General features: G+C 48.6%; 16 protein-coding genes and 1 pseudogene. All 17 read left to right on the forward strand.

Annotated elements, in window-relative coordinates:
- Positions 1–17: 17 nt before the first annotated feature.
- Entirely contained in the window at positions 18–926 is a 909-nt protein-coding gene (gene fmt, locus QUE23_RS02590) for a methionyl-tRNA formyltransferase (RefSeq protein ID WP_286349104.1), read from the forward strand.
- Positions 926–1546, forward strand: coding sequence for a biotin--[acetyl-CoA-carboxylase] ligase (locus tag QUE23_RS02595; protein WP_286349105.1), 621 nt, complete (start codon positions 926–928; stop codon positions 1544–1546). The genes fmt and QUE23_RS02595 overlap by 1 nt, the downstream gene beginning before the upstream one ends.
- A gap of 60 nt (positions 1547–1606) precedes the next feature.
- The gene (locus tag QUE23_RS02600; RefSeq protein ID WP_286349106.1) at positions 1607–2032 is read left to right on the forward strand and encodes a F0F1 ATP synthase subunit B family protein; all 426 of its coding nucleotides are present in this window, start codon (positions 1607–1609) and stop codon (positions 2030–2032) included.
- 8 nt (positions 2033–2040) lie between these two features.
- Positions 2041–2556 carry a F0F1 ATP synthase subunit B family protein gene (locus QUE23_RS02605; RefSeq protein ID WP_286349107.1) on the forward strand — a complete coding sequence of 172 codons (516 nt, stop codon included), beginning with the start codon at positions 2041–2043 and terminating at the stop codon, positions 2554–2556.
- Complete coding sequence (locus QUE23_RS02610; protein WP_286349108.1) at positions 2550–3080, forward strand: F0F1 ATP synthase subunit delta; 531 nt, start codon at positions 2550–2552, stop codon at positions 3078–3080. The genes QUE23_RS02605 and QUE23_RS02610 overlap by 7 nt, the downstream gene beginning before the upstream one ends.
- A gap of 17 nt (positions 3081–3097) precedes the next feature.
- A complete protein-coding gene (gene atpA / locus QUE23_RS02615) occupies positions 3098–4609 on the forward strand; it encodes a F0F1 ATP synthase subunit alpha (protein ID WP_286349109.1) in 1512 nt (503 codons plus the stop codon).
- A 9-nt stretch (positions 4610–4618) separates the two neighbouring features.
- Positions 4619–5521 (forward strand): ATP synthase F1 subunit gamma, encoded by a 903-nt coding sequence (gene atpG / locus QUE23_RS02620; protein ID WP_286349110.1) that lies wholly within the window; start codon positions 4619–4621, stop codon positions 5519–5521.
- A 9-nt stretch (positions 5522–5530) separates the two neighbouring features.
- Positions 5531–6952, forward strand: a complete 1422-nt coding sequence (gene atpD, locus QUE23_RS02625) for a F0F1 ATP synthase subunit beta (protein ID WP_285602307.1) — start codon at positions 5531–5533, stop codon at positions 6950–6952.
- 9 nt (positions 6953–6961) lie between these two features.
- Complete coding sequence (atpC, locus tag QUE23_RS02630; protein WP_286349111.1) at positions 6962–7324, forward strand: ATP synthase F1 subunit epsilon; 363 nt, start codon at positions 6962–6964, stop codon at positions 7322–7324.
- A gap of 2 nt (positions 7325–7326) precedes the next feature.
- Positions 7327–7893, forward strand: a complete 567-nt coding sequence (locus QUE23_RS02635) for a MotA/TolQ/ExbB proton channel family protein (protein ID WP_286349112.1) — start codon at positions 7327–7329, stop codon at positions 7891–7893.
- On the forward strand, positions 7880–8281 hold the full coding sequence (locus tag QUE23_RS02640) for an ExbD/TolR family protein (RefSeq protein WP_286349113.1): 402 nt from the start codon (positions 7880–7882) through the stop codon (positions 8279–8281). Before QUE23_RS02635 ends, QUE23_RS02640 begins: the two co-directional genes overlap by 14 nt.
- Positions 8281–8460 carry a hypothetical protein gene (locus tag QUE23_RS02645; protein WP_286349114.1) on the forward strand — a complete coding sequence of 60 codons (180 nt, stop codon included), beginning with the start codon at positions 8281–8283 and terminating at the stop codon, positions 8458–8460. The genes QUE23_RS02640 and QUE23_RS02645 overlap by 1 nt, the downstream gene beginning before the upstream one ends.
- An 11-nt stretch (positions 8461–8471) precedes the next feature.
- The gene (locus QUE23_RS02650) at positions 8472–8963 is read left to right on the forward strand and encodes a TonB C-terminal domain-containing protein (RefSeq protein ID WP_286349115.1); all 492 of its coding nucleotides are present in this window, start codon (positions 8472–8474) and stop codon (positions 8961–8963) included.
- Entirely contained in the window at positions 8963–10183 is a 1221-nt protein-coding gene (gene tolB / locus QUE23_RS02655) for a Tol-Pal system protein TolB (RefSeq protein ID WP_286349116.1), read from the forward strand. The genes QUE23_RS02650 and tolB overlap by 1 nt, the downstream gene beginning before the upstream one ends.
- A 74-nt stretch (positions 10184–10257) precedes the next feature.
- Positions 10258–10805: pseudogene (locus QUE23_RS02660) on the forward strand (OmpA family protein).
- Positions 10806–11747 carry a hypothetical protein gene (locus QUE23_RS02665; protein WP_286349117.1) on the forward strand — a complete coding sequence of 314 codons (942 nt, stop codon included), beginning with the start codon at positions 10806–10808 and terminating at the stop codon, positions 11745–11747. It begins immediately after the preceding pseudogene.
- A 28-nt stretch (positions 11748–11775) separates the two neighbouring features.
- Positions 11776–12270, forward strand: coding sequence for an FKBP-type peptidyl-prolyl cis-trans isomerase (locus QUE23_RS02670; protein WP_286349118.1), 495 nt, complete (start codon positions 11776–11778; stop codon positions 12268–12270).
- The last annotated feature ends 18 nt before the right edge of the window (positions 12271–12288 follow it).

Consider the following 12288-nt stretch of genomic DNA (forward strand, 5'->3'; position numbering starts at 1 on the left):
CACTTTAAGTTTTAAAAATGCGTGTTTTATTCATGGGAACGCCCATATTTGCCCGTGTGGTGTTGCACCAACTCATTTTAGAGGGCTTTGACATTGTCGGGCTTGTAACACAACCTAGCAAACCCTTTGGGCGGCAACACCAGCTTAAAGACAGCGCCACTAAAACCTTTATTTTGGAAAATTACCCAAAGATTCCCATTTTAGAGCCGGCCAAGATCGATGCAGAGACTCTGCAGGCCATCGCCAACTTGCAGCCCGACAAAATCGTGGTGGTGGCCTATGGTAAGATTTTACCCCAAGCCTTGCTAGATTTAGTTCCGTGTTTGAATTTACACGGCTCGATTCTACCCCAGTTTCGGGGGGCAAGCCCCATGCAAGAAATGATTTTGCACGACTTAAAAACCGTGGGCGTGAGCGTGATTTTAATGGATGCACACATGGATACGGGGGACATCTTGGGTGTGGCTTCGTTTGAAAAGGAGAAAGACGATAACCTGCAAGATTTGGGTGCAAGGTTAGCCTTGCTAGGAGCAGAGCTTATGGCAAAGGTGCTTAAGAACTTTGAAAACATCACCCCCACACCCCAAGATCATAGCCAAGCCACTTATTGCAAAAAAATCAGCAAAGCCGATGGCCTGGTGGATTTTAGCGATGCCCGCCCAATCTATTTAAAGTACCTTGCCTACTACCCATGGCCTGGGGTGTTTATAAAAAGCGGACTCAAACTCTTTGGACTTGAGCTTTTAAGCACTCAAGAAGAACATCCACCAGGGGCGATTTTGACTTTAGATGGCGAGGGAGTTTTGATCGGATGTGCTAAGGGCGTGCTAAAAATCGCCCAGTTGCAAGCCCCTGGGAAGCAAAAAGTCGGGGCTAGGGCGTATTTAAGCGGTAAACGCCTAAAAGTCGGGGACATTTTAGCCTAGTGCAAGTGTTAGAGTTTGAGAGCTTACCATCCACGCAAATTTATTTAGTCGAACAGGTCAAAAGCGGGTATTTAAAACCCCCCATTTGTGTGTGGGCCAAAAAACAAAGTGCGGGCATAGGCAGCCGTGGACAGGTTTGGGAGAGTGTAGATGAGGCTCTAACTTTCTCTTTTGCTTGCATGGTAGACACCAACATCCCTAAACAAAGCTTGAGTTTGTATTTTGGTTACCTTTTTAAGCAAACCCTACACACGCTGGGGCATACAGAAGTGTGGCTGAAGTGGCCCAATGACTTGTATGTGGGGCAGGCCAAAGTAGGCGGGGTGATGAGCCAAATTCATAAAGACATGGTCATTTGTGGGATTGGACTAAACATTTGCGCCAGCCAACACGCCGCTTTATCGGTGTGCGCTAAAGAGGTGTTGCAAGCGTTTTTAGAGCGCATCGAAACTGCTCCAAAGTGGGCAGATATTTTTAAGGCTTACAAAAAGGACTTTAAGCACACGCACTCCAGGCAGTTTTTTAAGCACGAAAGTGGGCTAATCCCTCTATCTCAAGCCACCATGCGCCCCGATGGCGGGTTAGAGATTGCCGGGCAAGTCTATTACTCCCGGCGCTAAAGCCACTAACAAGCTTAAGCGTGCTAGAATAAGAGTTTTTATCGGTAAAGGATTTGGCGCATGAGCATTTCAATCAATGTCTACTTAATGGCGGTGGTTTTCGTCACCTTTTTGGCTCTGTTGGTGTCGCTTAATAGCGGGGTGTATAAGCCTTTGCTCGCCAACATGGACGCGCGGGAGGACTCCATGCTTAAAGATAGGCGCAACATTGAGCAACTACATGAGGAAGTGCAAGGCTACCAGCAAGAGGCCCAAAACGTCTTAAGAGATGCCCGCACACAAGCGGATAAAATCTTGCAGGATGCGCTTTACAACGCAAGGGCAAATTACGAATCGGTCGTGGCACAAAAGGAAGAGGAATTAGAAAAACAAGCCGAGCAAGCCAGCCTAGAGTTAAAGGAAAGTAAAAGTAATTTGAAATTACAATTAGCCCGTGATTTGCCCGCTTTAGAGGCTTTGTTAAAACTTAAAATATCTCAAATTTAAGGTTGACTTTGTTACAGCGCGTTTTTCTTGGGGTTTTGGTTTTTGGAGGTGTCGCCAGTGCTACGCCTTTGGGGCATACAGACATTGTGATGCGGATCCTCAATTTCCTTTTGTTTATGGGGATTTTGTGGTATCTCACGGGCAATGCTTTTAAGAACATTTTAGCCACAAGGCGCTCAAAAATCGCCCAAAGTCTAGAACAGCTCCAAGAGGAACGCCAAGCCGCCAAAGAGCAGAAGGAACAGGCACTAAAAGCCCTAGAGGAAGCCAAGCAACAAGCCACTCAAATTATCTCCAACGCCAAGCAAGAGGCGTATTTACTCGCCCAAAAATACGACCAGCAATCCAAAACCACCATCGAGAAGTTGATCAGAAACCACCAGCTAAATCAAGAGAAAGAGGGCGATCGTATGCAACAAGAGGCCATTGCCGAAGTGCTTAGCGAACTCTTTGAAGGGGCTAAGGCCGAGCTTGCCACCCCCACTTACATGCACCTAATCCACAACAAAGTTGCTCCATGTTAGAGTTGATCGCTGCCAAATACACCCAAGCCCTACGCCAAGCCCTAAGCCCCCAAGAGTTGAGCCGAGCCATGGAGACACTAGAAGCCTTATGCGCTCTGTATAGCCACCCCGACTTTTTGGCGGTGATCCACTCCCCCCACTACCCCGACAGTCTAAAGCAAGAAATTTTGGAGTGCTTTTTGGAGGACAAGGGGGGCAAATTACATAATTTGTTGCGCTTACTCGTTTTACATAAACGACTAGAATTGTTGCCCCTCATTTACAACACGCTAAAAGCCCAAGCCCAAAGAGAGGAAAACATTTACCAAGGTTATCTTTACAGCAACCAAGAGCTGTCTTTAGAACAGGTACAACAACTCGCCGGGCAAGTGTCCGCCCGTTTTAACATCACACTTAAGTTGAAAGCCTTGCGCCAAGCCAAAGAGGGCGTGCGTTTGGTGATCCCCGATTTAGAAGTGGAGATCGCCTTTTACAAAGAGAATTACTTTAACCAGCTCAGACAGCACATCATGCAAGCGGTGTAAACTACAAAGGAGAGAAAATGCTAAAACTCAAAGCCGAAGAAATCAGCGCGATCATTAAAGAGCGGATTGAAAACTTCACCCCAGACATCAACATCACCCAAGTGGGGCGGGTGATCGCCTACGCCGATGGTGTGGCAAAAGTCTATGGACTCAAAGATGTGATGTCCTATGAGGTCGTGGAATTTGACACGGGCGATCGCGGGCTTGCCTCCAACCTTGAGGAGGGCTGTATCGGAGTGATCGTGCTAGGCGGAGGCAAAAACATTAAAGAAGGCACTTCGGTTAAACGCACCAAACAACTCATGAAAGTCCCCGTGGGCGATGCCGTTGTGGGGCGGGTCATCAACACTTTGGGTGAACCCATTGATGGGCGTGGCGCGATCGAGGCGGACACCTTTAGATTCGTGGAGCAAAAAGCCCCGGGTATTATGGATAGAAAATCCGTGCATGAACCTTTGCAAACGGGCATTAAAGCCATCGATGCGCTCGTGCCCATCGGGCGCGGGCAAAGGGAGCTCATCATTGGGGACAAACAAACCGGAAAAACGACCGTGGCGATCGACACGATCATCAACCAAAAAGACCAAAATGTGATCTGTATCTATGTGGCGATCGGGCAAAAAGAATCCACCGTCGCCCAAGTGGTGCGTAAATTAGAGGAATACGGCGCGATGGAGTACAGTGTGGTGGTCAATGCCCCCGCTTCCGACTCGCCCGCCATGCAATACCTCGCCCCTTATGCCGGTGTTACCATCGGGGAATATTTTAGAGATCAAGGGCGGCACGCTTTAATCATTTATGACGACTTGAGTAAGCACGCTGTGGCTTATCGCGAAATCTCCTTGATTTTACGCCGCCCCCCCGGGCGTGAAGCCTTCCCCGGCGATGTCTTTTATATCCACTCTAGATTGTTAGAGCGTGCCGCTAAAATGAGCGATGACAAAGGGGCCGGGTCGCTCACAGCACTTCCTATCATTGAAACCCAAGCCGGCGATGTGTCCGCCTACATCCCCACCAATGTGATCTCGATCACAGACGGGCAAATCTTCTTAGAAACCGACCTTTTCTACTCCGGTATCCGCCCGGCAATTAATGTCGGCTTGTCGGTGTCACGTGTGGGTGGGGCGGCACAAATTAAAGGTACGAAGCAAGTCGCGGGCACTTTACGCCTAGACCTCGCGCAATATCGCGAATTGCAAGCCTTCTCACAATTTGCCAGCGACTTAGATGAGGCCAGCCGTAAGCAACTTGAACGGGGACAGCGCATGGTGGAAGTGTTGAAACAACCCCCCTATTCGCCCCTACCCATTGAAAAACAAATTGTGATGATTTATACGGGGGTTAAGGGCTTTTTAGACGACATCCCCGCTAAAAAAGTTGTGGATTTTGAATCTAGCCTTTATCCTTTCTTGGAGTCTAAATATCCTAATATCCTAGAGGACATCCGCACAAAAAAAGCCCTTGACAAGGATTTAGAATCCATGCTTAAAAGTGCCATTGAAGAATTTAAGCTAGGCTTTTCTCTCTAGGGGCAGGGCATGGGCGGCAATTTAAAGGACATTAGAAAGAAAATCGCCAGTGTCAAAAACACGCAAAAAACCACCAGGGCCATGAAGCTCGTCTCCACGTCTAAGCTCAAAAAAACTGAGGAAGTGGCGCGCCGATCGAAGGTTTTTGCGACCAAGCTCAACGAGGTTTTTGCCGACATTTGCGCCAAAATCAAAACAAGGGGGCTTAAGAGCATTGAGAGTCAGTATTTCTTAAAGCTCGAACAGCCCGAAGTGCAAAAGATCGACATCATCTTTGTTACGGCGGACAAGGGGCTTTGTGGGGGCTTTAACGCCGCCACCATTAAAGAAGTGGTGCGTCTCATCAACCGCTACAAAACCAAGAATGTCAAGGTGCGTTTAAGGGGCGTGGGCAAAAAGGGCATCGCTTTCTTCACCTATAATGGGATTGACCTATTAGACAAGGCGGCGGATTTGAGCTCATCGCCTGATGCCGACAGGGCAGCGGCGTTTGTGGATAATGCCGTGCAAGACTACTTAAATGGGCTCACCGATAGCGTCATCATCGTGCATAATGGCTTTAAAAACATGATCTCTCAAGAGATGAAGGTGCAAACAATCCTGCCTTTAGATTTTAGCGCTCAAATTGAGGAGGCTAAGGTAGAGAGTGAGGGAATTGTGGTCGAACCCGATGATGAAGAAGGCGTGATTTTAGACTCTTTGGCTAGAAAATTCATACACTTTAACATGTATTACGCCCTGCTCGATTCACTCGCCGCCGAGCACAGCGCGCGCATGCAAGCGATGGACACCGCCACGAACAACGCGGCAGATTTGGTGCGCAGTCTCACCATTTCTTACAACAAAGCCCGCCAAGAGGCGATCACCACCGAGCTTGTGGAGATCAACGCTGGCGTGGAAGCGATCAAATAAAGGAGAACTATGGAAGGTAAAATCATTCAGGTCATGGGGCCTGTGGTGGATGTGGATTTTAAAGACTACTTGCCCGCCATTTACGAAGCTTTGGATGTGCATTATGACTTTGATGGGGAGGCAAAGCATTTGGTGCTCGAAGTCGCCGCGCATTTGGGCGACAACCGGGTCCGCACCATTGCGATGGACATGACAGAGGGCTTGACACGGGGACAAAAGGTCGTGGCACGGGGCAGTATGATCGAAGTGCCCGTGGGCGAGGGGGTTTTGGGGCGCATTTTTAATGTGATCGGCGAGCCCATCGACAACCAGCCCCCCCTAGAAGAAACAACACAAAAATGGCCCATCCATCGCCATGCCCCCGCCTTTGAGCAACAAAGCACCAAGACCGAAATGTTTGAAACGGGGATTAAAGTTGTGGACTTGCTGGCACCCTACTCTAAGGGCGGTAAAGTCGGGCTCTTTGGGGGTGCAGGTGTGGGTAAAACCGTGATCATCATGGAGCTTATCCACAATGTGGCTTACAAACACAGCGGTTACTCTGTCTTTGCCGGTGTGGGGGAACGCACTCGGGAGGGCAACGACCTTTACCACGAAATGAAGGAGGGGGGTGTTTTGGATAAAGTCGCCCTGTGCTACGGGCAAATGAACGAGCCCCCGGGAGCAAGAAACCGCATTGCCTTTACGGGTTTAACTATGGCAGAGTATTTTAGAGATGAGAAGGGCTTGGATATTCTCATGTTTATTGACAACATCTTTAGATACGCCCAGTCGGGGGCGGAAATGTCCGCACTTTTAGGGCGTATCCCCTCAGCCGTGGGTTACCAGCCCACTTTGGCGAGCGAAATGGGTAAACTGCAAGAGCGCATCACTTCCACTAAAAACGGCTCGATCACCTCCGTGCAAGCCGTGTATGTGCCCGCAGATGACCTTACTGACCCCGCCCCCGCTTCTGTGTTCGCCCACTTGGATGCGACCACAGTGTTGAACCGCAAAATCGCTGAAAAGGGGATTTACCCCGCAGTCGATCCGCTCGACTCCACTTCGCGCATTCTAGACCCACAAGTGATCGGGGACGAGCATTACCGCGTGGCGACCGGGATTCAACAGATCTTACAAAAATATAAAGACTTGCAAGACATCATTGCGATTTTGGGGATGGACGAACTCTCTGAGGAAGATAAAAAAATCGTGGAACGCGCCCGTAAAGTAGAAAAGTTCCTATCCCAACCCTTCTTTGTGGCAGAAGTCTTTACCGGTAGTCCGGGCAAGTATGTTACCCTTAAAGAAACTTTAGAGGGCTTTGCTGGGATTTTAGAGGGCAAGTATGACGAAATCCCCGAAAACGCCTTTTACATGGTCGGCAATATCCAAGAGGTCGTGGAAAAATACGAAAAAATGAAGGCAGAAGGCAAAAAGAACGCTTCTTAAGGATTGCAAATGGATTTAGCTGTGAGTATTGTTGTCCCGCAGGGCTTGATCTTTTCGGGACAAGTCGATCGAATCACTTTGCCCGGCATTGAGGGCGAATTTGGGGTGTTAAATGGGCACAGCAATATGGTGTCCTTGCTCAAAAGCGGGGTGATTGAGATCATAAGAGAGGGGCAAGTGAGCTTGATCGCCATCAGTTGGGGCTATGTGGAGGTGCGTAGCGGTAACGTGGATATCCTAGCCGATGGGGCGGTGTTTATTAAGGGCGATGACACCGTGTATGCGGCTAAAAAACTCTTAGAAGATGCCAGCTCGGATCGACTGGCGATCTCTAGCGTGATTGCGCGCATTGAAACGCATGGCTTGAGGTAGGCGTGGCAGCGATCCAAAACTTCTTGGCCACGAGTGGGGTTGTTCCCTTGTTTGTGCTCGGCTTGCTCTCTTGCTACTTGATTTTGACCCTTTGGGTGTTTTTCTACAAATATATTTCTATCAAAGGCAATGTCTTAAAGGAACAACAATCTTTAGAAGCGATCATGGCCGGTGCGCGCAAGGATTTACGCTTAAAGGGCGCGCCACTAAATGATGCCCCCGATCCGCTCACAAAAGAGTGGCTTGCTATGTGGAAAAGCCAGCTTTTAAGAGAAAACACCACGGGACTGGTGGTCCTTAGCATCATCGCTTCCACTGCCCCCTTTGTGGGGCTGTTTGGCACGGTGGTGGAAATTCTAGAAACTTTCGGCCACTTGAGCGGACAGGTGAGTTTTGATGTGATCGCCCCCGTGATCTCTAAGGCTTTGGTCGCCACCGCAGCGGGGATTTTAACGGCGATCCCGGCTTACTCTTTCTTTTTGATCTTGAAGCGCAAAGTCTACGATTTATCCACTTACGCCCAAATGCAGATCGATTTTCTCATGGCAAAGGCACATGGTGGATTTTGAAGTTTGGGACAACGACAAACCTGAGCTCAACATCACGCCTTTAGTCGACATTATGCTGGTGTTGCTCGCCATCTTGATGGTCACCACGCCCACAATCACCTATCAAGAAAACATCCAACTCCCGCACGGTTCTAAAAACGCCCGGGCACCCAAAACCCAGTTTTTAGAAGTGCGTATGGACATCACGGGCAAGATTTATGTCAATGAGCGTACCTACTCCTTTGCCACCTTTGCCGATTCCTTTCAGCTTTTGGCCAAGCAATTTGACAAAAGCATGGCCGTGCATGTGCGTGCGGATAAACGCCTAACCTACGACAAAATCATTTATCTTCTCAAGAGCATTAGAGAAGCAGGGTTTTACAGGGTTTCTCTAGTCACAAGTGCCTAATGCGGCTGGGTCTTTTTTTAGGTTCGGGTGTGTGCGCCCTTGTGTGTTACAGCTTGCTTTTAAGCCTTGTGCTTTTTAAACCCCAAGCGAGCATCCCCCCCAAAGCCCTAGCCTTAGAAGTGGATTTGATCAACAGCCTGCCCCCCCCAAGCCCCACTCCAACTGATAGCAGTACCTAGGGGTCAAGGACATGTTTAGCACGATCCCCGATAAACAAGCCCCTGAAACCAACCCACAAGAGGCTAAAGACTGGCAAAAAGCCCAAGAGTTGTTGCGCAATATCCAATTTAATAAGCTAGACAACAGCACGTTTAAAGACCTACAAGAAAGTCTAGCGCAATTAGAGAACATCAAAGATTTGCAAACCAAAAAAATGGAAGTGCAAGTCCCCAAAGAAGAGCAAAACACCTTAAAAGAAGACAAGGCGTGGTTTACTGCCATTTATAAAATTTTATACTCGGAGTGGAAATTAAATTTCGATCAAAAAGCTTTAGTGGGCGCGCTCATCACCATTTACCCCAGCGGGCAAATGCGCTTTAGCCTTGTGGACTTCTCGCCCTTTAGAGAGTTCAACCAGCAAATTGAAGACTTGCTCTTAAATTTGCAAAAACAAAAATTCCCCCCCTACCCGCAGGGACGCGCGATCACTTTAAAAGTTAATTTTAAAACAAAGGACAAATGATGCGGATTGTGTGGCTTTTCATCGCCGTGAGCTTAGGGTTTTTAAGGGCGGCGGATGCAACCCTAGACATTGTCAAAACCATTGAAAGCTTGCCTAAAGTCCTAGTAACCACGACAGGCACAGATCCCTATTTGAAAAAAATTGCGGATTTGTTGGTGGCGGATTTTAAAGTGAGCGGGCATTTCAACGCGCTGGGGGCTAATGTCTCCCAAAATCAAGCGCAGGAGGCGCAGTTGGTGGTGCAGTTACAAGAGAGCCAACCCAATGTCATCAATGCCAAGCTTTACAACACCAGCAGCAAAGAAGTGCAGAACAATAAAGATTACCAATTCAACACCAAAGAGTTGTACCCCTTCATCGCCCATAAAATCGCCATTGATGCGAACAACCTAACAAAAGCCGCCCCCATTGATTGGATGGCGCGCATGGTGGTGTTCTCTAAATTTTTGCGCCCCGGGGTTACGAGCATTGTTGTGGCCGATTACACGCTGACCTACCAGCAAGAGATCATTAAAAACAACCTCCTCAATGTTTTCCCCAAGTGGGCTAATGCCGAGCAAAGCGCGATTTACTACACCCAGTATTTGCGCCAGCCCACCATCGTTAAATACAATGTCCGCACCGGGGCGAGCGAAGTGATCACCCAAAGCGATGGCATGGCAGCCGTGTCTAGTGTGAGCGCAGATGGGCGTAGGTTATTGCTCTCTCTTGCGCCAAATGGGCAAACCGACATTTACCTTTACGACACCAAGGATAAAGAGCTCAAACAACTCACTTCCTACAGTGGGATCGATGTCTTGGGCAACTTCGTGCAAAATGAAAAAGCGATGGTCTTTGTGTCGGATCGCTCGGGTTATCCTAACATCTACCTTAAAAAACTGAGCCTAGATGCCCCTGTGGAGCAGGTGGTTTTTTACTCTAAAAACAACGACTCGGTGGCAGCCTTTGGGGATTACTTGGTCTATGTGAGCCGCGAAGAGAGGGATGCCAACGGGCAAAGCCCTTTTAATTTGCACCTCATTAGCCTAAAGAGCGATTATGTGCGCCGCTTGACTGCCAGCGGAGTGAATCAAATGCCTAGGTTCTCCAAAGATGGCAAGGCAGTGATGTTTTTAAAAAAGGCGGCGGCGCAAAACGCGTTGGGCGTGATTTTGCTAGAAACCAACCAAAGCTACTTATTTCCACTTGAAAATCTCAACATCCAGTCCTTTGACTGGTAGTGTTTTAAGGCTTATTAAAAAGACAGGGGTGTATAATCAAGCTTTGTTTTGTTGATCAAAATTGAAGGAGTGTTATGAAAAAGTGGTTTTTAGCCGGCGCGGTTGTGGCGTGTGTGTTGATAACAGGGTGTGCAGGTAGCCACGAGGATGAGGCGACTCACCAACCCCCCCTCGGTACCAAGAAGCCGCCCCTGCCCCCAAGCCTGCCCCCAAACCTGAAGAACACACCGTGCCTAAAGAAGAGGCCCAGGCCAAGCCCGTAGAAAAACCCAAACCCCATGTCGAGAGCGGCACGATTGTCGGGCAGGTATACTTTGACTTCGACAAATACAATGTGCGTGAGGACATGCAAAGCGCGATCGATGAAGCCGTGAAAAAAATCCAAGAATATGGCATGAAGGTGCTCTTAGAGGGCAACACCGATGAATTTGGCACAGGCGAATACAACTTTGCGCTAGGCAACAAACGCGGCCTCAGCGTGAAAGATGTGCTCACCGTGAAGGGCATCAGTGCGGACAACATTAAAGTGGTGAGCTTTGGGGAAACTAAACCCATTTGCCAAGAAAAAACCAAAGAGTGCTACCACAAAAACCGCCGTGTTGACATCAAAGTTGTGGACTAAGTGCGCTTTTTAGCCTTGCTTGCGGGGGGGCTCTTGTGTGCTGAGCCCTCGGCCTTTGAGCTGCAAAGCGGGGCGACCAAGCAAGAGTTAAAGACCCTAAAGAGCAGCAATAAAAATCTAGGCGACATTTTAACCACACTCAAAGGGCAGACCGATGGTTTGTTGCAAGGACAGGATGGCCTAAGAAGTCTTGTGGAGGGGCAGGGCTTGAGGCTTAAAAAAGCCACAGACACCCTAACTGCCCACAGCGATCAATTAAGAGCCTTAAAAAGCACCCAAGACACCCAAGCCGATCTCATCAAACAACAAGCCGATCTCATCAACACCTTAAAAGCCCAAATCCAAACCAACCAAGAAACCCTAGCCAACTTTGAAAAAAAGAATCAAGAAACCCAACAACTCTTAGAGAACATGCGTGCCGACTTCACCAAGAAATTACAAGATTTGCAAAAGTCGATAGAGCGCCAGGCCAACACCAACAATCAAAAACTTAAAGAACTCGCCGCCTTGCAAGCCCAAATGCTGCAAGCCAAAAAAGAACAAGACTTCAACAAAGACCCCGCTCACAAGGAAGCCATCGAGCAAGAGGCACATCATCTCTTCAAAGAAAAACGCTACAAAGAGGCACAGGCGCGCTTTGCGTGGCTGGCTAGCTTGCCCTACAAGAGTGCCTACACCCATTACATGGCAGGCGAGTCGGCTTACCTCAATAAATCCTATCAAAGCGCCATCAACGCCTTTAAAAAGAGTGCAATGCTCGATGATAAGGCAAGCTACATGCCCACCCTACTTTATCATACCGCCCTAGCCTTCAAGCACCTAAAAGACCACGCCAACTATAAAAAATTCTTGCAAACTCTCTCTAGGCTCTACCCTGAGAGCGAACAGGGCAAAAAGGCTAAAAATCTTTTAGAGCAAAAGCCTAAAAAAACGCTAAAATAACCCCTCAACTTACAAAGAAAGGACAAGAATGCAAAACCAAATCGCCACCATTGAATACGAAGTTAGAGACCACGCCACGCAAGAAGTGCTAGACTCTAACATTGGCAAGAAACCCCTAGAGTTCTTAGTGGGGGCAGGGCAAGTGATTGTCGGGCTTGAAAAGGCGGTGCAACAAGCCCAAGTGGGGCAGACACTAAATATCGTCATTGCTCCCCAAGACGCTTATGGCGAATACCGCACCGACTACCTCCAAGAAGTGCCCAGGGATCAATTTGAAGGCATTGAACTTAAAAGGGGCATGACCTTATTTGGACAGGGTGAAAACAACGAGAGCGTGCAAGTGAGTGTAAAAGACTTTAGCGAGCAAATGGTGATGCTTGATTACAACCACCCCCTAGCTGGTAAAGAGCTCAGTTTCCAATTCACGCTTTTGGGCTTAAGAGAAGCCACAGAACAAGAAGTGTTGAAGGGGCAACCTTCCAGCAAGCAATGTTGTGGCGGCGGGTGCGGTTGCGCGCACTAGGGCAAGCTAGCCAAACCA

It is taken from the genome of Helicobacter felistomachi, assembly GCF_030296895.1.
Classification (GTDB): Bacteria; Campylobacterota; Campylobacteria; order Campylobacterales; family Helicobacteraceae; genus Helicobacter; species Helicobacter felistomachi.

Coding starts and splice junctions, on each gene's coding strand:
- atpD (WP_285602307.1), top strand. CDS start 5,531: ATGGAAGGTAAAATCATTCAGGTCATGGGGCCTGTGGTGGATGTGGAT.
- QUE23_RS02610 (WP_286349108.1), top strand. CDS start 2,550: ATGTTAGAGTTGATCGCTGCCAAATACACCCAAGCCCTACGCCAAGCC.
- QUE23_RS02670 (WP_286349118.1), top strand. CDS start 11,776: ATGCAAAACCAAATCGCCACCATTGAATACGAAGTTAGAGACCACGCC.
- atpA (WP_286349109.1), top strand. CDS start 3,098: ATGCTAAAACTCAAAGCCGAAGAAATCAGCGCGATCATTAAAGAGCGG.
- fmt (WP_286349104.1), top strand. CDS start 18: ATGCGTGTTTTATTCATGGGAACGCCCATATTTGCCCGTGTGGTGTTG.
- QUE23_RS02640 (WP_286349113.1), top strand. CDS start 7,880: ATGGTGGATTTTGAAGTTTGGGACAACGACAAACCTGAGCTCAACATC.
- QUE23_RS02645 (WP_286349114.1), top strand. CDS start 8,281: ATGCGGCTGGGTCTTTTTTTAGGTTCGGGTGTGTGCGCCCTTGTGTGT.
- atpG (WP_286349110.1), top strand. CDS start 4,619: ATGGGCGGCAATTTAAAGGACATTAGAAAGAAAATCGCCAGTGTCAAA.
- tolB (WP_286349116.1), top strand. CDS start 8,963: ATGCGGATTGTGTGGCTTTTCATCGCCGTGAGCTTAGGGTTTTTAAGG.
- QUE23_RS02650 (WP_286349115.1), top strand. CDS start 8,472: ATGTTTAGCACGATCCCCGATAAACAAGCCCCTGAAACCAACCCACAA.
- QUE23_RS02600 (WP_286349106.1), top strand. CDS start 1,607: ATGAGCATTTCAATCAATGTCTACTTAATGGCGGTGGTTTTCGTCACC.
- atpC (WP_286349111.1), top strand. CDS start 6,962: ATGGATTTAGCTGTGAGTATTGTTGTCCCGCAGGGCTTGATCTTTTCG.